This window comes from Streptomyces sp. NPDC044704, from assembly GCF_056433525.1.
The window spans coordinates 1-23,276 of the sequence record NZ_JBWKGY010000035.1 but is presented as its reverse complement, the minus strand read 5'-3'; the positions used below and the strand labels follow the sequence as shown (position 1 = coordinate 23,276).

The 23,276-nt window shown below is 73.0% G+C and carries 22 protein-coding genes; all 22 read left to right on the top strand.

Annotated features, from left to right (window positions below; genetic code table 11):
• Nucleotides 1-165 precede the first annotated feature (165 nt).
• The 22 genes from AC07B0_RS39215 to AC07B0_RS39110 all read left to right on the top strand — a co-directional run bounded on the left by AC07B0_RS39215 (nt 166) and on the right by AC07B0_RS39110 (nt 23,150).
• Nucleotides 166-936, top strand: a complete 771-nt coding sequence (locus tag AC07B0_RS39215) for a response regulator transcription factor (RefSeq protein ID WP_467300122.1) — start codon at nt 166-168, stop codon at nt 934-936.
• Nucleotides 937-1,112: 176 nt separating this feature from the next.
• A complete protein-coding gene (locus AC07B0_RS39210; protein ID WP_478900464.1) occupies nt 1,113-1,961 on the top strand; it encodes a hypothetical protein in 849 nt (282 codons plus the stop codon).
• A 233-nt stretch (nt 1,962-2,194) separates the two neighbouring features.
• Complete coding sequence (locus AC07B0_RS39205) at nt 2,195-3,661, top strand: FAD-dependent monooxygenase (protein ID WP_478900463.1); 1,467 nt, start codon at nt 2,195-2,197, stop codon at nt 3,659-3,661.
• A 139-nt stretch (nt 3,662-3,800) separates the two neighbouring features.
• Nucleotides 3,801-4,469: a TetR/AcrR family transcriptional regulator C-terminal domain-containing protein gene (locus AC07B0_RS39200; protein ID WP_356879443.1), complete on the top strand. Its 669-nt coding sequence runs from the start codon at nt 3,801-3,803 to the stop codon at nt 4,467-4,469.
• A 33-nt stretch (nt 4,470-4,502) separates the two neighbouring features.
• Nucleotides 4,503-4,832: a TcmI family type II polyketide cyclase gene (locus AC07B0_RS39195; RefSeq protein ID WP_356879445.1), complete on the top strand. Its 330-nt coding sequence runs from the start codon at nt 4,503-4,505 to the stop codon at nt 4,830-4,832.
• 40 nt (nt 4,833-4,872) lie between these two features.
• Nucleotides 4,873-6,141, top strand: a complete 1,269-nt coding sequence (locus AC07B0_RS39190; protein WP_356879447.1) for a beta-ketoacyl-[acyl-carrier-protein] synthase family protein — start codon at nt 4,873-4,875, stop codon at nt 6,139-6,141.
• Nucleotides 6,138-7,355: a ketosynthase chain-length factor gene (locus AC07B0_RS39185; RefSeq protein ID WP_478900461.1), complete on the top strand. Its 1,218-nt coding sequence runs from the start codon at nt 6,138-6,140 to the stop codon at nt 7,353-7,355. Before AC07B0_RS39190 ends, AC07B0_RS39185 begins: the two co-directional genes overlap by 4 nt.
• Nucleotides 7,356-7,457: 102 nt before the next feature.
• On the top strand, nt 7,458-7,727 hold the full coding sequence (locus AC07B0_RS39180; protein WP_356879451.1) for an acyl carrier protein: 270 nt from the start codon (nt 7,458-7,460) through the stop codon (nt 7,725-7,727).
• 141 nt (nt 7,728-7,868) lie between these two features.
• Complete coding sequence (gene fabG / locus AC07B0_RS39175; RefSeq protein WP_356879453.1) at nt 7,869-8,654, top strand: 3-oxoacyl-ACP reductase FabG; 786 nt, start codon at nt 7,869-7,871, stop codon at nt 8,652-8,654.
• A 122-nt stretch (nt 8,655-8,776) separates the two neighbouring features.
• Entirely contained in the window at nt 8,777-9,751 is a 975-nt protein-coding gene (locus AC07B0_RS39170; protein ID WP_356879455.1) for an aromatase/cyclase, read from the top strand.
• Between the two features lie 2 nt (nt 9,752-9,753).
• Nucleotides 9,754-12,069, top strand: coding sequence for an SDR family oxidoreductase (locus AC07B0_RS39165; protein WP_478900460.1), 2,316 nt, complete (start codon nt 9,754-9,756; stop codon nt 12,067-12,069).
• Between the two features lie 162 nt (nt 12,070-12,231).
• Nucleotides 12,232-13,782 carry an MFS transporter gene (locus tag AC07B0_RS39160; RefSeq protein ID WP_478900459.1) on the top strand — a complete coding sequence of 517 codons (1,551 nt, stop codon included), beginning with the start codon at nt 12,232-12,234 and terminating at the stop codon, nt 13,780-13,782.
• A complete protein-coding gene (locus AC07B0_RS39155) occupies nt 13,671-14,240 on the top strand; it encodes an NADPH-dependent FMN reductase (RefSeq protein ID WP_478865517.1) in 570 nt (189 codons plus the stop codon). Before AC07B0_RS39160 ends, AC07B0_RS39155 begins: the two co-directional genes overlap by 112 nt.
• A gap of 96 nt (nt 14,241-14,336) precedes the next feature.
• Nucleotides 14,337-14,699: an acyl carrier protein gene (locus AC07B0_RS39150; protein ID WP_356879461.1), complete on the top strand. Its 363-nt coding sequence runs from the start codon at nt 14,337-14,339 to the stop codon at nt 14,697-14,699.
• Nucleotides 14,696-15,529, top strand: a complete 834-nt coding sequence (locus AC07B0_RS39145) for a 4'-phosphopantetheinyl transferase family protein (protein WP_356879463.1) — start codon at nt 14,696-14,698, stop codon at nt 15,527-15,529. The genes AC07B0_RS39150 and AC07B0_RS39145 overlap by 4 nt, the downstream gene beginning before the upstream one ends.
• Nucleotides 15,530-15,545: 16 nt before the next feature.
• Complete coding sequence (locus AC07B0_RS39140) at nt 15,546-16,496, top strand: ACP S-malonyltransferase (protein WP_356879465.1); 951 nt, start codon at nt 15,546-15,548, stop codon at nt 16,494-16,496.
• A gap of 30 nt (nt 16,497-16,526) precedes the next feature.
• Nucleotides 16,527-18,089 (top strand): acyl-CoA carboxylase subunit beta, encoded by a 1,563-nt coding sequence (locus AC07B0_RS39135; protein WP_356879467.1) that lies wholly within the window; start codon nt 16,527-16,529, stop codon nt 18,087-18,089.
• Between the two features lie 32 nt (nt 18,090-18,121).
• A complete protein-coding gene (locus tag AC07B0_RS39130; RefSeq protein WP_356879469.1) occupies nt 18,122-18,358 on the top strand; it encodes an acyl-CoA carboxylase subunit epsilon in 237 nt (78 codons plus the stop codon).
• 106 nt (nt 18,359-18,464) lie between these two features.
• Nucleotides 18,465-19,475, top strand: a complete 1,011-nt coding sequence (rfbB, locus tag AC07B0_RS39125) for a dTDP-glucose 4,6-dehydratase (protein WP_356879471.1) — start codon at nt 18,465-18,467, stop codon at nt 19,473-19,475.
• Nucleotides 19,472-20,776, top strand: a complete 1,305-nt coding sequence (rfbH, locus tag AC07B0_RS39120; RefSeq protein ID WP_356879473.1) for a lipopolysaccharide biosynthesis protein RfbH — start codon at nt 19,472-19,474, stop codon at nt 20,774-20,776. The genes rfbB and rfbH overlap by 4 nt, the downstream gene beginning before the upstream one ends.
• Nucleotides 20,773-22,185 carry an NDP-hexose 2,3-dehydratase family protein gene (locus AC07B0_RS39115; protein ID WP_469383691.1) on the top strand — a complete coding sequence of 471 codons (1,413 nt, stop codon included), beginning with the start codon at nt 20,773-20,775 and terminating at the stop codon, nt 22,183-22,185. The genes rfbH and AC07B0_RS39115 overlap by 4 nt, the downstream gene beginning before the upstream one ends.
• Nucleotides 22,185-23,150 (top strand): Gfo/Idh/MocA family protein, encoded by a 966-nt coding sequence (locus tag AC07B0_RS39110; RefSeq protein WP_478900456.1) that lies wholly within the window; start codon nt 22,185-22,187, stop codon nt 23,148-23,150. Before AC07B0_RS39115 ends, AC07B0_RS39110 begins: the two co-directional genes overlap by 1 nt.
• Nucleotides 23,151-23,276 lie beyond the last annotated feature (126 nt).

Sequence of the window (23,276 nt, the reverse complement as noted above, 5' to 3'; positions counted from 1 at the left end):
CGTGGGGTGGCCTCCATGGCTGAATGACGGGATATCTGAGCGACCGTTGGCCCGATTTGGAGGGTATGTCGCGCGGGAGAGGAACACTTACAGTCTTTGACAAACCGACGAAGCGGTTTGTATCTTCTTGACGTTGGCTCAACCGAGCTTGAGGGAGGGGGGCAGATGAACCAGCGTTCCTACGCTGTGCTGGAACCTCACACAGCCGCCGCGGGAGTGAACGGCGGGTTCTCGCTTGCGGAGGGTCTGAGGGCGCCACAGAGCGGTCCGGTCCAGTCGGCGCTGTGGCGGATCCTCATCGTCGAGAGCGACGCGGTCGAGGCCGAGACCCTGGCCCGCGGCCTGCGCCGCCACGGCCACGAGGTCGACATCGTCGCCACCGGCAGCGAGGCGCTGCGCAGCTACGCCGACGCCGACCTGGTGCTCCTCGACCTCGAACTGCCGGACCTCGACGGCCTGGAGGTCTGCCGGGGCATCCGTTCCGCACACGAGATCCCCGTGATCGCCGTCACCGCCCGGGGCAGCGAGCTGGACCGGGTCCTGGGCCTCCAGGCCGGAGCGGACGACTACCTGGCCAAGCCCTACGGCTTCCGCGAGCTGATGGCCCGGATGGAGGCGGTCATGCGCCGGTCACGGCCGGCCCGGCCCGTCGCGGCCACCATCACCAGCGGGCCGTTGCGGATCGACGCGGGAACGCGGGAGGTGACCCTGCACGGGGAGCCCGTCGAGACCACGCGCAAGGAGTTCGACATGCTCTACCTCCTCGCCTCCCACCCCGACACCGTCATCCCCCGCAAGATGCTGATGCAGCAGGTGTGGGGGGACTCCTGGTCCCGCCGCACCGTCGACACGCACGTCAGCACCCTGCGCAACAAGATCGGCGCCGGGTGGATCATCACGATCCGCGGCGTCGGCTTCCGCTTCGGCCAGGGCTGAGCCGGCGGACCGACCGGATCCCGAGCCCGAGTCGGCACGACCGCAGACCTGAAGCAGGACCAGAAGCAGGACCAGAAGCAGCGAGCAGAACCAGAAAGCAGAACCAGAGGGCGGAACCGCCTCCGCGGCCGGCGGGGGGACGACGGCTGACCGGGGCGAACCGAGGGGGGAAGGACATGACGGTGACGGCGCTGTGCCACGGGGAGGGCTGCCGCGGCGGCCGCGGCGACGGCCGGACCCGCCGGCGCACGCTCCAGGGCAGCCGGCTGTGCCGGGCCTGCCGGGACCACTTCGCCGCGGGCCTGGGCGAACTGGCGCACCTCTACGAGGAGTGCGGGCGGATGCTCGGCGGCGGAGCCCCCGGCAGCCTGCGCGAGCGGACCACGGGAGGCGAACTCCCCGGACTGCCCTTCAACACGGCCGCGGCGGACGTCCGCTCCCGGATGGTGTCCGTACTCGGCTCCTGGAGCGGCCTGGTCGCGCAGCAGCGCGGCGTCACCTCCCCGCCGCGCACCGTCGCCGCGCTCACCGCCTTCCTGCTGCGCAACGCCGACTGGCTCGCGGCCCACTCGGCCGCCGCGGAGGCCACCGAGGAGATAGCCCGGCTGGTCCGGGCCGGACGGCGCGCCGCCTTCCCCGACCCGGCCCGCGCCGTCCGGATCGGCGTCTGCCCCGAGCACGGCTGTCCGGGCGGACTGGCCCTGGCCGTCCGTGAAGCGGCGCGGGCCGACGGTCCGGCGATCGTGTGCGACGCCGACGCGGAGCACCGCTGGACGAGCGACCGGTGGAGCGAGCTCAGTCACTGCATGGAGTCGGCGGATCCGGCCGGCACCGCTCCGGCGGCCACGGCCACCGAACGCTGGCTGACCGCCGCGGACATCGCGCGGCTGTGGCACGCGCCGACGGGCACCGTCTACCGGCTGGCGAGCGAGGAGCGCTGGCGCAGGCGCAACCGCGCGGGCCGCACGTACTACAGCGAGACCGATGTCCGTGCCTGCTTCAGCCGCCGTGCGGCGCGCGGCTGACACCCTTCGCGCACGACGACGCGCAGGACCGCGCACGGCATCCGGCGGGGCCCGGGTCGAGCCTTCTGACCTGTACTTGACCTGCGCTTGGCCGGGTTCCGACGCAGCGGACCGGCCCTTGTGGAACCTGACCGAGTCCTGAATCCGGCGCCATTGAATGCCCTCTCGTCTCCGAAGAACCTTGTAGTCAAGATCCGGTGCACTGTCTCCGGAGGCGAATTCGAGGAGACCTGATGGACGCCCCTGTGATCGTCGTCGGCGCGGGCCCGGCGGGCATGACGCTCGCCGGCGAACTGCGGCTGGCGGGAGTCGCCGTCGTCGTCCTGGAACGCCTGGACCGGCGTACGGGCGAATCGCGCGGCCTCGGCTTCACCGCACGCACCCTGGAGACCTTCGACCAGCGGGGCCTCCTCGGGCGGTTCGGCGAGATCGAGAAGAGCACGCTCGGTCACTTCGGCGGTCTCCCCCTCGACTTCGGGGTCCTCGACGGCGCCTGCCAGGCGGCCAAGACCGTGCCGCAGTCCGTCACCGAGACCCACCTGGAGGACTGGGCCACCGGCCTCGGCGCCGACGTCCGGCGCGGCCACGAGGTGCTCTCGGTACACGACGACGGGGACGGCGTCGACGTCGAGGTGCGCGGACCGGACGGACACCACACCCTGCGCGCCGCCTACCTGGTGGGGTGCGACGGCGGTCGCAGCACCGTGCGCAAGGCGGCCGGCTTCGACTTCCCGGGCACGGCGGCCACCATGGAGATGTACCTCGCCGACGTCAAGGGCATCGAGCTGAAGCCCCGCATGATCGGCGAGACCCTGCCGGGCGGCATGGTCATGGTGGGCCCGCTCCCCGGCGGCACCACCCGCATCGTGGTGTGCGAGCGCGGCACCCCGCCGCGGCGGCGCGAGAGCCCCCCGTCCTTCGAGGAGGTCGCCGCCGCCTGGCAGCGGCTGACCGGCGAGGACATCTCGGCCGCCGAACCGGTGTGGGTCAGCGCCTTCGGCGACGCGACCCGGCAGGTCACCGAGTACCGGCGCGGCCGGATCCTGCTGGCCGGGGACGCGGCGCACATCCACCTGCCCGCCGGCGGGCAGGGCATGAACACCGGGATCCAGGACGCGGTCAACCTCGGCTGGAAGCTCGCCGCGGTGGCCCGCGGCACGGCTCCGCCGGCCCTGCTCGACACGTACCACTCCGAGCGGCACGCGGTCGGCCGGCGGCTGCTGATGAACACCCGGGCCCAGGGCCTGCTGTTCCTGAGCGGCGCGGAGGTACAGCCGCTGCGGGACTCGCTGCGCGAGCTGATGGCGTACGAGGACGTGCGCCGCCACCTCGCGGCGATGGTGACCGGACTGGAGATCTCCTACGACGTGGGCAAGGGCGGCCACCCGCTCCTCGGCCGGCGGATGCCGCACCTGGAGCTGAGCGGCCCGGGCGGCCGCACCTCCAGTACCGAACTGCTGCACCCCGCCCGCGGCGTGCTCCTCGACCTGGCGGACAACCCGCGGCTGCGGCAGCGGGCCGCCGCCTGGGCCGACCGGGTCGACACCGTCACGGTCCGGCCCCACGAGGCGTCCGCAGCCGACGGCACGGACGACACCACCGCCCTGCTGATCAGGCCGGACGGGTACGTGGCCTGGGCGGCGCCGGGCAGTCACCACGACCTTCCCATGGCGCTCGAACGGTGGTTCGGCGCCCCCTGACGACCGGCGCCCGGCGGCCGCCCCCGACGACCGGCCGCCACGGCCGGCCCGCGCGACGGCCGGCCCTCCCGATGCCCGGTACCCCCTGACGACCGGCGCATCCGGCGGTCGGACGAGCACGTCACGAGGAGAGACCCACATGGCAACGCCGCATGCAACGATCGCGCGCCCCGACGCCGGACACGGCGCGGACCGCCGCGATCCGGCCGAGGAACGCCGCGGCATCGTCCGGGCCGCCCGGACCGTCCTGGCCCGCGAGGGCTGGACGCGCTGCACCGCCGAGGCGACGGCGGCCGAGGCGGGCGTGGCGCCGGGCGCCGTGAGACGGCACTTCCCGGAACAGGAACAGCTGCTGCTGAGCGTGCTGCTGGACAGCTCCGTCACCGTCGCCGCCGCGCTCGCGGCGGTGGCCGACAGCTACCTGGAGGAGATCACCGACCTGGAGCAGGACCTCGTCGCGCTCGGCCGGGCGTGGCTGGCGCCGCTGGAGGCCTTCCGCGAACACTTCGCGATCGTCCGCCACATCAGCGCGGAGGTCACCCGCCTCCCGGTCGAAGCGGTCCAGAAGTGGCAGGACGCCGGACCCCGTCAGGCACGCCGCGAGCTCGCCCGCCGGCTCCAGGGCGTCGCGGCCCGCGGCCTGCTCGACATCCCCGACGCCGACCAGGCGGCGGAACGTTTCATCCTGCTGGTCCCCTCCACCGTCGTCCAGCGCTCCTTCCTGGGCGCGCTGCCGCTGCCGGAGGCCGAGGCCGACGCACTCATCGCGGACGGCGTGGCCGACTTCATCCGCCTGTACCACGCCTGAAGAACGCCCCCCCTCACGGAAGAGAGAGAACGGATGCAGCACAGCAATCTGATCGTGGCCCGGATGGACAGCATGTCGAAGGACCAAGTCGCCCACCTTTTCACGGAGTTCGACAAGACCGACATGCCGGAGCGGATGGGGACCCTGCGGCGCCGGCTGTTCATGTACAAGGGCCTCTACTTCCACCTCCAGGACTTCGCCGACGACGACGGCGGCCAGCGCATCCAGGACTCCCGCACGGACCCGCGGTTCATGAAGATCAGCCACGACCTGATGCCCTTCATCCAGCCCTACGACCCGGCGACCTGGCGCACCCCCGCCGACGCCATGGCCACCCGCTTCTACGACTGGACGGCCTCCTGATGACGCTCCGCCAGGCCGACACGAGGGGAGGGCAGCACCGGTGGCTCGCCGGGTAGTGATCACGGGGATCGGAGTGCTGGCGCCGGGAGGCATCGGCACCAAGGACTTCTGGAGCCTGCTGAGCTCGGGACGTACGGCGACACGGGGGATCACCCTCTTCGACCCCGCCCCGTTCCGCTCCAAGGTGGCCGCCGAAGCCGACTTCGACCCCGAAACGCACGGGCTGACCCCGCAGGAGATCAGCCGCATGGACCGCGCCGCCCAGTTCGGCGTGGTGTCGGCCAGGGAGGCGCTCGCCGACAGCGGCCTCGACCTCGCCGGCTTCGACCCGTACCGGACCGGGGTCAGCCTCGGCACCGCGGTCGGCGCCGTGGGCAGCCTCGACCGCGCGTACCGGCTGGTCAGCGACGACGGCCGGCTCGCGCCCGTCGACCACGGCTACGCGCCGCGCCACCTGTACGACCACTTCGTGCCCAGCTCGTTCGCGACGGAAGTGGCGTGGGCCGTCGGCGCGGAAGGCCCGGCCACGGTGGTCTCCACCGGCTGCACCTCCGGCATCGACTCGGTCGCGCACGCCGTCGACCTGATCCGCGAGGGCACCGCCGACATCATGATCACCGGCGCCGCCGACGCCCCGATCACGCCGCTCACCCTGGCGTGCTTCGACGCGATCAAGGCGACGACCACGCTCAACGACCAGCCGGAGACCGCCTCGCGGCCCTTCGACGCCTCCCGCAAGGGATTCGTCCTCGGCGAGGGCGCCGCGGTGTTCGTCCTGGAGGAGCTGGAGAGCGCCCGCCGCCGCGGCGCGCACGTCTACGCGGAGATCGCCGGGTACGCCTCGCGCTCCAGCGCCTTCCACATGACCGGACTGCGCCCCGACGGCCGTGAGATGGCGGAGGCCATCACCGTGGCGCTGGACGAGGCACGCCTGAACCCCGCCGACATCGACTACGTCAACGCGCACGGCTCGGGCACCAAGCAGAACGACCGGCACGAGACGGCCGCGTACAAGCTGGCCCTCGGCCCGCACGCGTACGGCGTGCCGGTGAGCTCCGTGAAGTCGATGATCGGGCACTCGCTCGGCTCCGTCGGATCCATGGAGATCGCCGCCTCCCTCCTCGCGATGGAGCACCACGTCGTGCCCCCCACGGCGAACCTGCACACCCCCGACCCCGAGTGCGACCTCGACTACGTGCCGCTCGTCGCGCGGGAACACCGCACCGATGCCGTCCTGACCGTCGGCAGCGGATTCGGCGGGTTCCAGAGCGCGATGGTGCTGGCCCGGCCAGACAGGAGGACCGCATGAGCGGCAGGACCCTGGTCACCGGCATCGGCGTGGCCGCGCCCAGCGGGCTCGGCGTCGAGGACTTCTGGGCGGCGACCCGCATCGGCAAGAACGCCATCGGGCCCGTCACCCGCTTCGACGCCTCGCCCTACCCGTCACGGCTCGCGGGCGAGATCCACGGCTTCGACGCCAAGGACCACCTCCCCGGCAGGCTCGTCCCGCAGACCGACCGGGTGACCCAGCTCGCCCTGGTCGCCGCCGACCAGGCCTTCGCGGACGCCGGGGTGGCGCCGGGCGACATCGACGCGTACGACATGGGCGTGGTCACCGCGGCCGGCTCCGGAGGCTTCGAGTTCGGCGAGAACGAGCTCCGCAAGCTCTGGGGCGAGGGCCCCAACCACGTCAGCGCCTACCAGTCCTTCGCCTGGTTCTACGCCGTCAACAGCGGACAGATCTCCCTCCGCAACGACCTGCGCGGCCCCGTCGGCGTGGTCGTCGGCGACCAGGCGGGCGGCCTGGAGGCCCTCGCCCACGGCCGCCGCCAGCTCCGCAAGGGCGGCAAGCTGATCGCCACGGGCGGGTTCGAAGCGTCGGTCTGCTCCCTCGGCTGGGCCGCCCACCTCGCCGGCGGCCTGATGTCCACCAGCGACGCACCCGAGCGGGCCTACCTGCCCTTCGACGAGGCCGCCTGCGGCTACGTACCGGGTGAGGGCGGGGCGCTGATCGTCCTGGAGGACGAGGACAGCGCCCGGGCCCGGGGCGCCCGCACCGTCTACGGCGAACTCGCGGGCTACGGAGCCACGCTCGACCCCCGCCCGGGCAGCGGACGCGAGCCCGGCCTGCGGCGGGCGCTGGAGACCGCCCTCGCGGACGCGGACTGCGATCCGGCCGAGGTCGACGTGGTCTTCGCCGACGCGGCGGGCACCCGGGACCTCGACCGGCAGGAAGCCGACGCCATCACGGCGGTCTTCGGCCCGCGCAGGGTCCCGGTCACCGCGCCCAAGACGATGACCGGCCGGCTCAACGCGGGCGGCGCGCCGGTGGACGTGGTCTCGGCGGTCCTCGCCATGCGGGAGGGCCTCATCCCGCCGACCACGAACGTCGAGCTGTCCCCCGCCTACGACCTCGACCTGGTCGCCGGCCGGCCGCGGACCGCGTCCGTGCGCACGGCGGTCGTCCTCGCACGCGGCCGCGGAGGCTTCAACTCCGCCGTCGTGGTGCGCGCCGTCGACTGACGGCTCCCGAACCGGCGCCCGTCTCCGGCACCCCGGGAGGCGGGCGTTCTCTGTGCCCCGCGGCCATGTCCCGGTCGCGGCATTCCGATGAAGGGATCCATTTTGTCCAAGCAGGAATTCACCTTTGAGGACCTCAAGCGCATCCTCCTGGAGGGCGCCGGGGCCGACGAGGGCGTCGACCTCGACGGCGACGTCCTCGACACCGACTTCGAGGCGCTGGGCTACGAGTCGCTGGCCCTCCTGGAGACCGGGGGCCGGATCGAGCGCGAGTTCGGCATCACCCTCGACGACGACGTCTTCGCCGACCACACCACGCCGCGTTCCCTGGTCGGGGCCATCAACGAGAGCCTCAAGGCCCTCGTCGACGCCTGACCGGGACGGCCGCGGGCCGGCCGGCGCTTCGACGGAGCAGCGTTCGGACCGACCCGCGCCCGGCCACCCGGGCGGCCGCCGCCCGCGTGCGGCGGCCGCCCTTCCTCACCCTCCCCCCTTCCTTCTTTGGAGAAGAGACACATGTCGGATCAGCGCGAACGGGTCGCCGTCGTCACGGGTGCCACGAGCGGGATCGGGCTGGCCGTCGCCCGTCTCCTGGCCGCGCAGGACCACCGGGTGTTCATCGGTGCCCGCAGCGCCGACGCGGTCGCGAAGACCGTCGAACAGCTCCGCGGCGAAGGCCTCGACGTGGACGGCGCCGTCGTCGACGTCCGCTCCACCGAGGACGTCCGTACCTGGATCCAGGCCGCCGTCGACCGCTTCGGCGGCATCGACGTCGTCGTGAACAACGCCGGCCGTTCGGGCGGCGGCGTGACGGCCGACATCGCGGACGAGCTGTGGCACGACGTCATCGACACGAACCTGAACAGCGTCTTCCGCGTCACCCGCGAGGCCCTGACCACGGGCGGCCTGCGGGAGAAGAACCGCGGGCGCATCATCAACATCGCCTCCACCGCGGGCAAGCAGGGAGTGGTCCTGGGCGCCCCGTACTCGGCGTCCAAGCACGGAGTGGTCGGCTTCACGAAGGCGCTGGGCAACGAACTGGCGCCCACGGGCATCACCGTGAACGCCGTCTGCCCCGGATACGTCGAGACCCCCATGGCCGAACGGGTCCGCCAGGGGTACGCCGCGGCCTACAACGCCACGGAGGAAGCCGTCCTGGAGAAGTTCCAGGCCAAGATCCCCCTCGGGCGGTACTCCACCCCCGAAGAGGTCGCCGGTCTCGTCGGCTACCTGGCTTCCGACACGGCCGCCTCCATCACCTCGCAGGCCCTCAACGTCTGCGGCGGCCTCGGCAACTTCTGATCGCCCCGCGATCGGCCGACCCCGTACCCCGTACCCCGTACGCCGTATCCCGTATCCCGTATCCCGTATCCCGTCCGAGTTCCGACCCGAGTTCCGAATCCGAGTTCCGAGGAGTCATCAGCATGTCGCAGCCCGGCCTGCGCGAGGTGGAGCACGAGATCACGATCTCGGCCCCGGCCGCCGCCGTCTACCGCCTGATCGCCGAAGTCAGGAACTGGCCGCGGATCTTCCCGCCGACCATCTACGTCGACCAGACCCCCGACGGCCCCCACCAGGAACGCATCCGCATCTGGGCCACGGCCAACGGAGAGCCCAAGAACTGGACCTCGCGCCGCACCCTGGACCCCGAGGGCCTCGTCATCACCTTCCGCCAGGAGATACCCGCACCCCCCATCGCGGCCATGGGCGGCACCTGGATCATCGAGCCCCTGGGCGAGGACGCCTCCCGGGTACGTCTCCTGCACGACTACCGGGCCGTCGACGACGACCCCGGCAGCCTCGCCTGGATCGACAAGGCCGTCGACCGCAACTCCCGCACCGAACTCGCCGCCCTCAAGACCAACGTCGAGCTCGCCCACGCCGCCGAGGACCTCACCTTCTCCTTCGAGGACACCGTCCAGATCGACGGCAGCGCCAAGGACGTCTTCGACTTCGTCAACGAGGCCGACCTGTGGCCCCAGCGGCTCCCGCACGTCGCCGTCGTCCGCCTCACCGAGGACACGCCCGGCCTCCAGGAACTGGAGATGGACACCACCCACTCCAAGGACGGCTCCACCCACACCACCAAGTCCTACCGGGTGACCTTCCCCCACGAGAAGATCGCGTACAAGCAGACCGTGCTGCCCGCCCTGATGACCCTGCACACGGGCTACTGGACCTTCGCCGAGAACGACCGCGGCGTGGCGGCCTCCTCGCAGCACACCGTCACCATCAACACCGACAACATCGCCAAGGTGCTCGGTGAGCAGGCCACCGTCGAGGACGCCCGCGAGTTCGTCCGCAACGCCCTCAGCACCAACAGCCGCGCCACCCTCGGCCACGCCAAGCGCTACGCCGAAGAGGGCGGCCGGGCCGGACACACAGAGAACAAGGGCTGATCATGTCTGGGGACTACACCGACACCCAGGTGATCGTGGTCGGCGCGGGCCCCGTCGGGCTGCTGCTCGCCGGGGAACTGCGGCTGGCGGGCGCGGACGTGGTGGTCCTCGACAAGCTCACCGCGCCGACCACCGAATCGCGGGCGTCCACCCTGCACGCCCGCACGATGGAGATCCTCGACGCCCGGGGCCTGCTCGACGCGCTGGGCGACGTCCCGAACGATCCCGCCGGCCACTTCGGGGGGATCCCCTTCGGACTCGCCCTGCCCGGCCCCTACCCGGGGCAGTGGAAGGTGCCGCAGACCCGACTGGAGGAAGTCCTCGGGCAGTGGGCCGAAGACCTCGGCGCCGACGTCCGGCGCGGCCACGAGGTCACCGGCCTCACCACGGCCGGGGACCGGGTCGTCGTCGACGTCCAGGGCCCCGACCAGGCACCCGCGCGCCTGCGGGCCGCCTACGTGGTCGGCTGCGACGGGGAGGACAGCGCCGTGCGCCGGCTGGGCGGCTTCGAGTTCCCCGGCACCGACGCCACCCGCGAACTGCTGCGCGCGGACGTGACCGGCATCGACGTACCCGGCCGCCGCTTCGAACGGCTGGAGGGCGGACTCGTCGTCGCCGCCCGGCGCCCCGACGGGGTGACCCGGGTGATGGTGCACGAGTTCGGGGCCGCACCCCGGCGCGGACAGCCCTCCTTCGAAGAGGTCGCCGACACCTGGAAGCGCATCACCGGCGAGGACATCGGCGACGGCACCCCGCTGTGGGTGAACTCCTTCGGTGACGCCTCCCGGCAGGCCGCGCACTACCGCCGCGGCCGGCTCCTGCTCGCGGGAGACGCGGCGCACCAGCAGATGCCGATCGGCGGCCAGGCCCTCAACCTCGGGCTCCAGGACGCCTTCAACCTCGGCTGGAAGCTGGCCGCCACCGTCACCGGCCGCGCCGGCGACCACCTCCTCGACACCTACCACGAGGAACGCCACACGATCGGCCAGGCCGTCCAGAGCAACATCAGGACCCAGGCGCTGCTCCTGCTCGGCGGGGGCGAGGTCGACGCGATCCGGGAGGTCTTCGCGGAACTGACCGGCCACGAGGACGTACGGGCCCACCTGGCCGGCATGATCTCGGGCCTGGACGTCCGCTACGAGGTGGCCCCGGGCGGCGGTCCGCTGCTCGGCCTGCGGCTCCCGAAGACCGGGGCGATGGCCGCCGTCGGCGCCACCACCACCTCCGAACTGCTGCGGTCGGGGCGGGGCCTGCTGCTCCTCGCCCCGGACGACGAGCCACGGCGGGCGGCGCTGCGCGCCGCCGCCGAGCCCTGGGCGGACCGGGTGACCGTGGCGACGGCCTCCCCCGCGGAGGGCGCCGGCGCGACGGCCCTGCTCGTCCGGCCGGACGGCCACGTCGTCTGGGCGGACGACTCCGGCGGCGAGGAGCTCACCTCCGCCCTGGAACGGTGGTTCGGGCCGCTCCCGTCCCGGGTCCCGCAGCGGAGCGCCGCCGTGCTCGGGCCGGTGGCGGCGTCGCCGGCCGTGCGGGTGGCGAGGGACCGCAGGAGCGGTGCGGACCGGCTGACGGGCCGGACCGCGCTGGTCACCGGTTCGAGCCGGGGCATGGGCCGGGCGGCCGCGGTACGGCTCGCCGAGGAGGGCGCGCTCGTCGCCGTCCACTACACCAGTGACGAGGCGGCCGCCCGTTCGGTCGTCGCCGAGGTCGAACGCGACGGCGGGCGCGCCTTCGCGGTACGGGCCGAACTGGGCGTCCCCGGAGACGTGGACGGGCTGTTCGACTCCCTGGAACGGGACCTGCTGGACCGCACCGGCAGCACCGACCTCCACGTCCTCGTCAACAACGCCGGGGTGATGGGGGGCGTGGGACCCGCCGACATCACCCCCGACCAGTTCGACCGGATCTTCGCGGTGAACGCCAAGGCGCCCTTCTTCCTGATCCAGCGGGCGCTGCGGAACATGCCCGACGGCGGCCGGATCATCAACATCTCCTCCGGCCTGACCCGGTTCGCGAACCCGGACGAGATCGCCTACGCGATGAGCAAGGGGGCGCTCGAACAGCTCGCCCTGCACTTCGCGAAGGCGCTGGGCCCGCGGGGCATCACCATCAACTCGGTGGCGCCCGGCATCACGCGCAACGACAACCCGGTGTTCGACGTACCCGAGGCCGTAGAGCAGATGGCGGCCCTGTCCGCCTTCAACCGCGTGGGCGAGCCAGAGGACGTCGCCGACGTGGTGGCCTTCCTCGCGACCGACGAGGCGCGCTGGATCACCGGCTCCTTCGTCGACGCCACCGGCGGCACGCTGCTCGGCTGACCCGCCCCGTCCGCGCGCACGCCCACCGCGCACGTCCACCGCGCGGACGGCCACAGACCGCCGGCGCACATCCCGCGCCGCGCCGGCGCCGGGGCGGGCGCCGGGGATCCCTCCCCGGCGGCCCGCCCCTCCCCTTTCCGCCCCTTCGAGCGAAACGCGAGCATGCAGTCCTCGACGCCATCCGCGCCCTCCGGCGGGCGGCCCCGGGCCCGCTGGGCCCTGGTGGCCGTCCTCGCCGCGAACATGCTGGTCGACGCTCTGGAGGTGTCCGCGACCCTGGTGGCCCTGCCGTCCGTCGGCGCGGACCTGGGCCTGTCCGTACCCCGCGTGCAGTGGGCCGTCAGCGGATTCGCGGCGGGTTTCGCGGGGTTGCTGCCGCTGGGCGGCCGGCTCGTCGAACGGTTCGGCCGCCGCCGCGTCTACCTCGCCGCGCTGTTCGTCTTCGCCGTCGCCTCACTGGCGGGGGCGCTCACCGACACCGCGGCCCTGCTGACCGTCACCCGGGTGGTGAAGGGCGGCTGCGTCGCGCTGACCGCGCCGACGGGACTCGCCATCATCGTGTCCGCCGTGCCCGAAGGCGCCGCCCGCCGCCGGGCGATGTCGCTGTACTCCTTCTTCGGCGCCGCCGGGTTCTGTTCGGGGCTGCTGCTGTCCGGGCTGCTCACCGAGGCCGACTGGCGCTGGACGCTCGCCTTCCCGGCCCCCGTCGCGCTGCTGCTGCTGGCCGCCGGTACGCGGCTGATCCCGCGCGAAGGCGCCGCGCCCGCACCGTCGGCGCCGGACCCGTCCGGGCGGTACACGGTGGCGGCCGGTCTCGGCCTCACCGCCGTGGTCCTGCTCCTGGTGTACGCCCTGGCGCACGGGTACGGCCCCGGCCGGGACCTGCCCGCGGCGGCCGCCGCCTCGGCGACGGCCCTGCTGCTCGGGGCGGTCCTGCTGCGGGCCGAACGGCGCGCGGACCGCCCGCTGGTGCCCGTCGAACTGCTCCGCCACGCACCGCTGCTGCGTTCCGCGGCCGCCGCCGCCGCGCTGAACGGCTCCTACGTCGCCTTCCTCCTGATCGCCGCCCTCCAGCTGCGGGGAGCCGGCTGGGGCCCCTGGCAGACGGCCCTCGCCTTCCTGCCGGCCGGTGTCCCGCTCGCCCTGACGGCGCTGCACTCCGCCCGGATCGCCGCCCGGCTGGGTCCCGCGCGGGCCGTCGCCGCCGGCGCGGCCGCCGCCCCCGTCGGCTACGCCCTCCACCCGCGGGCCGTGGACGCCGCCACGGGCTACACCGACCTGCTGCCGGCGACGGCCTTCGTCGGCGCCGCCTTCGTCCTCGCCTTCACCGCCCTGCACCTCCAGGCGACCGGCTCCGTCCCCGCCGCGCTCCAGGGCGCCGCCGGGAGCCTCTACCAGACCTGCGTGCAGCTGGGCGCCGCCCTCACGGTCGCGCTCGCCTCCGCGCTGTACACGGCGGGTCCGGGCCGCGCGCTCGGGCTGGTCACCGTCGTCGGATCGGCCGGCGCCTGCGTCGCCCTCGGCGGCCTGCACCGGCCCGCCGGGCCGCCCCGCCCACAGAGTTGTCCACGAAAGGAAGCACCACCATGTCCACTGAGCCCCTGCGCCTCGCCGTCATCATCAGCAGCGTCCGCGAAGGCCGCTTCGGACCCGTCCCCGGCTCCTGGTTCGCCGAGCAGGCCCGCCGGCGCGAGGACCTCGTCGTCGACGTGATCGACCTGACGGAGCACCAGCTGCCGGCCGCCCTGTCGAGCGAGCCCTCCCCGGAGGCCGTCGAGGCCCTCGCCGCCGTCTCCCCGCGGCTCGAACAGGCCGACGCGTACGTGGTCGTGACGCCGGAGTACAACCACAGCTTCCCGGCCTCCCTCAAGCACCTCATCGACTGGCACTACACGCAGTGGCGCGCCAAGCCGGTCGGCTTCGTCTCCTACGGCGGCCTCGCCGGCGGCCTGCGCGCCGTGGAGCAGCTGCGCCCGGTCTTCGCCGAGCTGCACGCGGTCACCGTCCGCGACGCGATCAGCTTCCACTCCGCGTGGGAGCAGTTCGGCGAGGACGGGCAGCCCAAGGATCCGCAGGGCCCGGCCAACGCCGCCAAGGTGCTCCTCGACCAGCTCGCGTGGTGGGGCACCGCCCTGCGCGACGCCCGGGCGAAGAGCCCGTACCAGGCCTGACGCCAGGCTCCCGGCCCCGCAGTCCCGACCACGGGCGGACGGGGACGCAACCTCCCCGTCCGCCCCGAACCGGAAAGCCTCATGAACACACTTCACATGTCACAGACCTACGAGACCGACACCGGCCTCGTCCACATGACCCGGCCCGACATGACGGTGCTGGCCACGGCCGGACTGCGCGAACGCACCCGGATCCTGGAGCAGTACGTACGCGAGGAGCTGGGCCGCATCCTCGGCATCGAACCCCACCTCGTCGACACCACCGGCCGCCCCATGGGCTGCCTCGGCATCGGCTCGATCTCCGGGATCGAACTCCAGTACCGGATGGAGTCGACGCTCGGCGTCGACGTGAACCTGCAGCGCCTGCTGCTGGCCAACAGCGCCCAGGAACTCATCGACTGCCTCGCCGGCCAGCTCGGTCCGGAGGCACACCTGCACGGGGCCCCGGTGCCGGCATGACCCTGACGACGCTGCTGCCCGTCGGGCGTCCGGTGGTGAACCACCAGGAGCTCGCACCGCCCGACTTCACCCTGTCCGCCGACCGGGTCGACCTGTGGCTCGTACGCCGCCCCATCGGCGACGACGCCGAGGCCCTCGCGATCGGCGAGCTCGACGCCAAGGAGCAGGCGCGCACCGAGTCCTTCATGCGCCGCGCCGACGGCCTGCTCTACGCCGCCGCCCACGTGGCGGTGCGCCGGCTCCTCGGACGCTACACGGCCACGGCCCCCCAGGACGTGCGCTTCATGCGGGAGCCCTGCCCGGGCTGCGGCGAGCCGCACGGCCGCCCCGCCCTGTCGCCCCCGCCGCCCCCGCTGCACTACTCGCTCTCGCACAGCGGGGGAGTCGCGATGGTCGGCGTCGCGACCGTGCCCCTGGGCGTCGACGTGGAGAAACTCCCCGGAGCCGAGACCGTGGACATCTGCTCCCGGGCCCTGCACCCGGACGAGCAGAAGGAGATCGCCGAGGCCGAGGGCGGCGAGGCGCGCCGGCAGCTGTTCGGGCAGATCTGGACGCGCAAGGAAGCGTTCCTCAAGGGGCTCGGGACAGGGTTGAGCCGATCCCCCGCCGAGGACTACCTCGGCACCGACCACGACCGTCATCCGGACGGCTGGACCATGGTCGGCGTTCCCGCCGACGCCACCCACGCCGCCGCCGTCGCGGTGGCCGGACCGGCCCCGTCCGTGGTCGACGTCCGCTGGGTGCCCGACGCCTGGCTGTCCGTCGGCCACACCGTGTGCGGCGCCCCGGCCCCGGAGCAGGACCGTACGTCTCCCGCCAGTCGACCGTAGAAAAGGACGTGACCGGATGACCCGCACCGCCTTCCTCTTCCCGGGCCAGGGCTCCGAATGCGCCGGCATGGGCAGGGAACTGCTCGCCCTGCGGCCGGACCTCGCCGACACCTACTACCGCACCGCCGACGACCTCCTCGGGATACCCCTGGCCCGGATCTGCTGGGAGGGCTCCCCACAGGACCTGGAGGACCCGGCGGTCGCGCAGCCGGCCGTCTTCCTGACGAGCCTGGCCGTACTGGAGGTGCTGCGCGGCGAGGGCGTGGAGCCGGACGCGGTCGCCGGGCACAGCCTGGGCGAGTACGCGGCGCTGGTGGCCGCCGGCGTCCTGGAGTGGACCGAGGCGCTGTGGCTCGTCCGGCTGCGCGGCGAACTCGTCGCCACGGTCGGGGACCGCATCGGCAGCGCCACGGCCGCGGTGATCGGCCTGCGCCGCACGGACCTGGCGCGGATGTGCGCCGAGGCCCGGGCCGCCACCGGCGAGATCGTCGAGGTGGCGGGGGAGAACGAGCCCCGGCAGACGGTGGTGTCCGGGCAGGCCGAGGCGGTGGCCCACGTCGCCGCGGCCGCCGGCGCGGCCGGGGCGCGGGTGGCACGGCTGCGCACCGGCGGCCCGTTCCACTCCAGCCTGCTGGGCGAGGCCGAGGCGGAGTTCACCGAGACGCTGATCGCCACCGAGTTCCGCGACCCGGCCGTCCCGCTGGTCTCCGGCGTCACCGGAGGCTGGGTGACGACCGCCGCGGAGGCCGTCGTCGCCCTGCGCACCCAGCTCACCAGCCCGGTCCGGTGGACCGGGGCCGTCGGGACGCTCGCCGCCTCCGGCGCGGACCGGTTCGTGGAGGTGGGCCCCGGCCAGGTGCTGGGCGGTCTGGTCCGCCGGATCCTGCCCGGCGCACACGTCCACTCGACGCACACCGCGGAGCGGCTGGCGCGGGTCGTGGACGCGCACACCGCCACCACAGTCTGACCATCGACCCACAGAAAGGGTGGGAGAACCATGCCCACAGCGGACGACACGATCCGGTCCCGGATCGACGAGCTCAGCGGGATCAAGGAGTCCGCACGCGACGGCGACGGGGACGCGACCTCGCGCCAGCACGCGAAGGGCAAGCTGACCGCCCACGAACGCATCGCGCTGCTCCTGGACAAGGGTTCCTTCACCGAGGTGGAGCCGCTGCGGCGGCACCGCGCCACCGGGTTCGGCCTGGAGGCGAAGAAGCCCTACAGCGATGGTGTGATCACCGGCTGGGGCACGGTCGACGGCCGTACGGTCTTCGTCTACGCCCACGACTTCCGGATCTTCGGCGGGGCGCTCGGCGAGGCCCACGCCGAGAAGATCCACAAGATCATGGACATGGCCGAGAAGGCCGGCGCCCCGCTGGTCTCCCTCAACGACGGCGCGGGCGCCCGCATCCAGGAAGGCGTCTCCGCCCTCGCCGGGTACGGCGGCATCTTCAAGCGCAACACCCGGGCCTCCGGGGTCATCCCGCAGATCTCGGTCATGCTCGGCCCCTGCGCCGGCGGCGCCGCCTACTCCCCGGCGCTCACCGATTTCGTGTTCATGGTCCGCGAGACCTCACAGATGTTCATCACCGGCCCCGACGTGGTCAAGGCCGTCACCGGTGAGGAGATCACCCAGAACGGCCTCGGCGGCGCCGACGTCCACGCGGGGACCTCCGGCGTCGCCCACTTCGCGTACGACGACGAGGAGACCTGCATCGCCGAGGTCCGCTACCTGCTGGCCCTGCTGCCCTCCAACAACCGCGAACTGGCCCCCGTCGAGCACTCCGGAGACCCGGCCGACCGGCCGAACGAACCGCTCCTCGACCTGGTCCCCGTACAGTCCGGGCAGGCCTACGACATCCGCAAGGTCATCGAGGAGGTCGTCGACGACGGCGACCACTTCGAGGTCCACCCCGCCTGGGCGCCGAACCTCGTCTGCTCGCTGGCCCGCCTCGACGGGCACGTGGTCGGCATCGTCGCCAACAACCCCGCCGCGATGGCCGGCGTCCTCGACATCGAGGCCTCCGAGAAGGGCGCGCGGTTCGTCCAGTTCTGCGACGCCTTCAACATCCCCCTCGTCACGCTCGTGGACGTACCCGGCTTCCTGCCGGGCGTCGACCAGGAGCACAACGGCATCATCCGGCGCGGCGCCAAACTGCTGTACGCCTACTGCAACGCCACTGTCCCGCGCATCTCCCTGGTCCTGCGCAAGGCGTACGGCGGCGCGTACATCGTCATGGACTCCCGCTCGATCGGCGCCGACCTGGCGCTGGCCTGGCCCACCAACGAGATCGCCGTGATGGGAGCGGAAGGCGCGGCCAACGTGGTCTTCCGCCGCGAGATCAACGCCGCCGAGGACCCGGAGGCCGCCCGCGCGCAGCGGATCGCCGAGTACAAGGACCAGCTCATGCACCCGTACTACGCGGCGGAGCGGGGCCTGATCGACGACGTGATCGATCCGCGCGACACCCGGTCGGTACTGATCCGCTCCCTGGCCATGCTGCGCGCCAAACACGCCGACCTGCCCGCCCGCAAGCACGGAAACCCGCCGCAGTGAGCGCCGGCGGCACGGCACGGAACGAGGAGCCCATGGACGCGCCACAGCTCGGCCACCTCATCCGGGTGGTGAAGGGACGGCCCGACGCCGAGGAACTGGCGGCGCTCACCGCCGTCGTACTCGCCCGGGCGGCGGCCCACGAGGGCCAGCACGGCGGTACGGCCGGCGGCGGGCCGGCCCTGGCCGGCTGGAACCGGCCCGAACGGGTCCGCGGCTTCCTCGGTCCGCGCACCTGGCGCGACAACTCCCACGAGGCGCGATCCGCCTGACGGCGCCCCCACCCCACCCCTTCCTCGTCCTTCCCCCGCAAGGAGACACGAACATGACACCCCTCGTCCCAGAGGTCCTCGACCGGACGCCTCGCGAGGTGGCGGCATGAGGCTGCTCGTCACCGGCGGCGCCGGATTCATCGGCTCCCACTTCGTCCGGACCCTGCTCGACGGCGGATACACCGGCCACGAGGCGACCCGGGTCACCGTCCTCGACAAGCTCACCTACGCGGGCAACCTGGACAACCTGCCGGTCGAGCACCCCCGGCTGGACTTCGTCCGGGGCGACGTCTGCGACGGGGCACTGCTGCGCGAGCTGCTGCCCGGCCACGACGCGATCGTCCACTTCGCGGCCGAGTCGCACGTCGACCGTTCCGTGGACTCCGCCGCCGAGTTCGTCCGCACCAACGTCGGCGGTACGCAGACCCTGCTCGACGCCGCGCTCGCCACCGGCGTACGGCGCGTCGTGCACGTCTCCACCGACGAGGTCTACGGATCGATAGCCGAGGGCGCCTGGACGGAGGAGTGGCCGCTGCTGCCCAACTCCCCGTACGCCGCCTCCAAGGCCTCCTCCGACCTGATCGCGCGCTCGTACTGGAAGACGCACGGACTCGACGTGTCGATCACCCGCTGCTCCAACAACTACGGGCCGTACCAGCACCCCGAGAAGCTGATCCCGCTCTTCGTCACCAACCTGCTCGAAGGCCTCCAGGTCCCGCTGTACGGCGACGGGCGCAACGTCCGCGAGTGGCTGCACGTCGACGACCACTGCCGGGCCATCGCCCTCGTCCTCGAAAAGGGCCGCGCCGGCGAGGTCTACAACATCGGCGGCGGCAACGAGCGGACCAACGCACACATCACCGAACGGCTCCTCGCCCTGTGCGGCGCGGACGCCTCCGCGGTCCGCCGGGTCGCCGACCGCAAGGGACACGACCTGCGCTACGCCCTCGACGAGACCAAGATCCGCGAGGAGCTCGGCTACGCACCGCGCGTCCCCTTCGAGCAGGGCCTGGCCGACACCGTCGCGTGGTACCGCGACAACCCCGGCTGGTGGAAGGCCGCGAAACACCAGAGCGACGACATCGGCCGACAGCGCCGGGAAGGAACCACGTCATGAACGTCCACAAGGGACTCATCCTCGACGAGACCGCGAAGTTCCACCAGGACGCCCAGGACCAGCGGCCCTTCGTGCCCGGAACCACCGAGATCTGGCCGGCCGGCGCGGTCCTGGACGAGCGCGACCGCACCGCCCTGGTCGAGGCGGCACTGGAGATGCGCATCGCCGCGGGGCCCAGCTCCCGCAAGTTCGAATCGCGCTTCGCCCGCAAGCTGGGGCACCGCAAGGCGCACCTGACCAACTCCGGTTCCTCCGCGAACCTGCTGGCCATGACGGCCTTCACCTCACACCTGCTGGAGGACCGGGCCCTCAAGCGGGGCGACGAGGTCATCACGGTCGCCGCGGGCTTCCCCACCACCGTGAACCCGATCATCCAGAACGGCCTCGTCCCGGTCTTCATCGACGTCGAGCTCGGCACCTACAACACGACCGCAGAGCGGGTCGCCCGGGCCATCGGCCCCAAGACCCGCGCCATCATGATCGCGCACGCCCTCGGCAACCCCTTCGAGGTCGCCGAGATCGCGCAGCTGGCGCAGGACCACGATCTCTACCTCATCGAGGACAACTGCGACGCCGTCGGCTCCACCTACGACGGACAGCTCACCGGCACCTTCGGCGACATGACGACGGTGAGCTTCTACCCGGCCCACCACCTCACCATGGGCGAGGGCGGCTGCGTCCTGACCTCGAACCTGGCGCTCGCGCGGATCGTCGAATCACTGCGCGACTGGGGCCGCGACTGCTGGTGCGAGCCGGGCGAGACCAACAAGTGCCTCAAGCGCTTCAAGTACCAGATGGGCACCCTCCCCGAGGGCTACGACCACAAGTACATCTTCTCCCACGTCGGCTACAACCTGAAGGCCACCGACATCCAGGCGGCCCTCGGCCTGACCCAGCTCGACAAGCTCGACGACTTCTGCGACGCCCGCCGCCGCAACTGGCGCCGGCTGCGCGACGGACTCGACGGAGTGCCGCACCTGATCCTCCCCGAGGCCACCCCGCGCAGCGACCCGAGCTGGTTCGGCTTCGCGATCACCGTGGACCCCGAGGCGCCCTACACCCGGGCCGCCCTCGTGGACTTCCTGGAGGACCGCAAGATCGGCACGCGCCGCCTGTTCGCCGGCAACCTGACCCGCCACCCGGCCTACATCGGCCAGCCGCACCGCATCGTCGGCGACCTCACCAACAGCGACATCATCACCGACCAGACCTTCTGGATCGGCGTGTACCCGGCCCTGACCGACGAGATGCTCGACTACGTCATCTCCTCCGTCAAGGAGTTCGTGGGAGGCCGCTCGTGACGGGCCCCGCCACCGCCTCCCCCGTACGTTCCGCACCCGTCCTGGGCCGCCGCGCCGACGAGGGCCTCCCGGCGCGCCTGGCCCGCTCGGCCCGCGCCCTCCAGGGCGCGGTGGCGCACACCGCCGACGTCCACGACTGGCTGGCGGAGCGCCGCCGGGCGCACCGCTTCCGGGTGGACCGCATCGCCTTCGCCGACCTGGACGGCTGGTCCTTCGACCCGGACACGGGCAACCTCGGACACCGCAGCGGGAAGTTCTTCACCGTCGAGGGACTGCGGGTCACCGCCGCCTCCGACGGCCGCGAGCGGACGTGGCACCAGCCGATCATCCGCCAGCCCGAGGTCGGCATCCTCGGCATCCTGGTCAAGGAGTTCGACGGCGTCCCGCACTTCCTGATGCAGGCCAAGATGGAGCCCGGCAACCGCAACCTGCTCCAGCTGTCGCCGACCGTGCAAGCCACCCGCAGCAACTACACCAAGGCCCACCAGGGCGCCGACGTCCGCTACATCGAGTACTTCACCCAGGCCGGCCGCGGCCGCGTCCTCGCCGACGTCCTCCAGTCCGAACACGGCTCGTGGTTCTACCGCAAGAGCAACCGCAACATGCTCGTCGAGGCGGTCGGCGACGTGCCCGAGCACGACGACTTCCGCTGGCTGACCCTCGGCGAGATCGGCGAGCTGCTGCGGCAGGACAACGTGATCAACATGGACGCGCGCACCGTACTGGCCTGCGCGCCCCTGCCCGACGCCGATGCCGTCTCCCTGCACTCGGACACCGAGCTGCTGTCCTGGTTCACCACCGAGCGCTCCCGCCACGACGTCAGCGCCGAACGGGTACCGCTCGCCGGCATCCCCGGCTGGAAGCGCGGCGAGCGGTCCATCGACCACGAGGAGGGCCGGTACTTCGGCGTCGTCGCGGTCGGCGTCCAGGCCGGCAGCCGCGAGGTCGCCAGCTGGACGCAGCCGCTGTTCGAACCGGCCGGGGTGGGCGTCACCGCCTTCCTGACCCGCCGCATCGCCGGCGTGCCCCACGTCCTGGTCCACGCCCGCGTCGAGGGCGGGTTCGCCGACACGGTGGAACTCGGCCCCACGGTCCAGTACACGCCGGGGAACTACGACCACCTGCCGCGCGACGAGCGCCCGCCCTTCCTCGACCTCGTCCTCGGCGCCGATCCCGCCCGGATCCGCTACGAGGCACTGCACTCCGAGGAGGGCGGCCGGTTCCTGAACGCCGAGAGCCGCTACCTCTTCCTCGACACCGACGAGGACCAGGCCCCGCTCGACGCGCCCCCCGGCTACCTGTGGGCCACCCCGGCGCAGCTCACCACCCTGCTGCGGCACAACCACTACCTCAACGTGCAGGCGCGCACGCTGCTGTCCTGCCTGGCCTCGGGGGCGGTAACGCTCTGATGGAGCCCGTTCGCATCGGCGTGCTCGGCTGCGCCGACATCGCCCGCCGCCGGATGCTGCCCGCCCTGCGGGCGGCATCCGGCACCGCACTCGTCGCGGTCGCCAGCCGCGACGCCGCCAAGGCCCGCGACACGGCCGCCGAAGCCGGCTGCGAGGCCGTCACCGGCTACGGGGCCCTGCTGGAGCGCCCGGACGTCGACGCCGTGTACGTCCCGCTCCCCGCGGCCCTGCACGCCACGTGGGTGGAGGCGGCCCTGCGCGCGGGCAAACACGTCCTCGCGGAGAAACCGCTCACCACCGACCTCGCGGACACCCGGCGGCTCACGGCACTCGCCGGGGCCGCCGGCCTGGTGCTGCGCGAGAACGTGATGTTCGTCCACCACTCCCAGCACGCCGCCGTCCGCGCCCTCGTGGCCGGCGGAGCCATCGGTGAACTGCGCTCCTTCAGGGCCGAGTTCACCGTCCCCCGGCTGCCCGACTCGGACATCCGCTACGACGCCGCCCTCGGCGGCGGCGCCCTGTGGGACACCGGGGTCTACCCCGTCCGCGCCGCCCTGCACTTCCTCGGCGACCAGCTGGAGACCGAGGCCGCCGTCCTGGTCCGGGGCGGCCCCGGCCGGGCCGTCGACACGGCCGGCACGGCCCTGCTCCGCACCCCCGAAGGGGTCACCGCGCAGCTGTCGTTCGGACTCGACCACGGCTACCGCAGCGCCTACGAGATCACCGGCAGCGAGGGGCGCGTCACCGTCGAGCGGGCATTCACCCCGCCCGCCGGACACCCGCCCACCGTCCGCCTCGAACGCCGCACCGGCGTCGAGGAGATCGGCCTCGCCCCGGACGACCAAGTGCTCCGCACCGTCGCGGCCTTCGCGGCCGACGTCCGCGCCGCCGCCGGCCCGGAAGCGTCCCTGCTGCGTCAGGCGGAGCTGCTCGACCGGATCCACCGGAGCGCCCACGTCGTGTGAGGGCGCCACCCCGCGGGGGGGGGGGGGGGCGCCCGGCCCCCCCCCCCCCCCCCCCCCCCCCCCCCCCCCCGGGGGGGGGGCCGCCCGCCCCCCCCCCCCGCCGACGCTAGGGGGACCCCAACACCC

Bases quoted from the DNA above. Each gene is read 5' to 3' on its own strand.
- AC07B0_RS39215 (WP_467300122.1), top strand. From the start codon at position 166: ATGAACCAGCGTTCCTACGCTGTGCTGGAACCTCACACAGCCGCCGCG.
- AC07B0_RS39210 (WP_478900464.1), top strand. From the start codon at position 1,113: ATGACGGTGACGGCGCTGTGCCACGGGGAGGGCTGCCGCGGCGGCCGC.
- AC07B0_RS39205 (WP_478900463.1), top strand. From the start codon at position 2,195: ATGGACGCCCCTGTGATCGTCGTCGGCGCGGGCCCGGCGGGCATGACG.
- AC07B0_RS39200 (WP_356879443.1), top strand. From the start codon at position 3,801: ATGGCAACGCCGCATGCAACGATCGCGCGCCCCGACGCCGGACACGGC.
- AC07B0_RS39195 (WP_356879445.1), top strand. From the start codon at position 4,503: ATGCAGCACAGCAATCTGATCGTGGCCCGGATGGACAGCATGTCGAAG.
- AC07B0_RS39185 (WP_478900461.1), top strand. From the start codon at position 6,138: ATGAGCGGCAGGACCCTGGTCACCGGCATCGGCGTGGCCGCGCCCAGC.
- fabG (WP_356879453.1), top strand. From the start codon at position 7,869: ATGTCGGATCAGCGCGAACGGGTCGCCGTCGTCACGGGTGCCACGAGC.
- AC07B0_RS39170 (WP_356879455.1), top strand. From the start codon at position 8,777: ATGTCGCAGCCCGGCCTGCGCGAGGTGGAGCACGAGATCACGATCTCG.
- AC07B0_RS39165 (WP_478900460.1), top strand. From the start codon at position 9,754: ATGTCTGGGGACTACACCGACACCCAGGTGATCGTGGTCGGCGCGGGC.
- AC07B0_RS39160 (WP_478900459.1), top strand. From the start codon at position 12,232: ATGCAGTCCTCGACGCCATCCGCGCCCTCCGGCGGGCGGCCCCGGGCC.
- AC07B0_RS39150 (WP_356879461.1), top strand. From the start codon at position 14,337: ATGTCACAGACCTACGAGACCGACACCGGCCTCGTCCACATGACCCGG.
- AC07B0_RS39145 (WP_356879463.1), top strand. From the start codon at position 14,696: ATGACCCTGACGACGCTGCTGCCCGTCGGGCGTCCGGTGGTGAACCAC.
- AC07B0_RS39140 (WP_356879465.1), top strand. From the start codon at position 15,546: ATGACCCGCACCGCCTTCCTCTTCCCGGGCCAGGGCTCCGAATGCGCC.
- AC07B0_RS39135 (WP_356879467.1), top strand. From the start codon at position 16,527: ATGCCCACAGCGGACGACACGATCCGGTCCCGGATCGACGAGCTCAGC.
- AC07B0_RS39130 (WP_356879469.1), top strand. From the start codon at position 18,122: ATGGACGCGCCACAGCTCGGCCACCTCATCCGGGTGGTGAAGGGACGG.
- rfbB (WP_356879471.1), top strand. From the start codon at position 18,465: ATGAGGCTGCTCGTCACCGGCGGCGCCGGATTCATCGGCTCCCACTTC.
- rfbH (WP_356879473.1), top strand. From the start codon at position 19,472: ATGAACGTCCACAAGGGACTCATCCTCGACGAGACCGCGAAGTTCCAC.
- AC07B0_RS39110 (WP_478900456.1), top strand. From the start codon at position 22,185: ATGGAGCCCGTTCGCATCGGCGTGCTCGGCTGCGCCGACATCGCCCGC.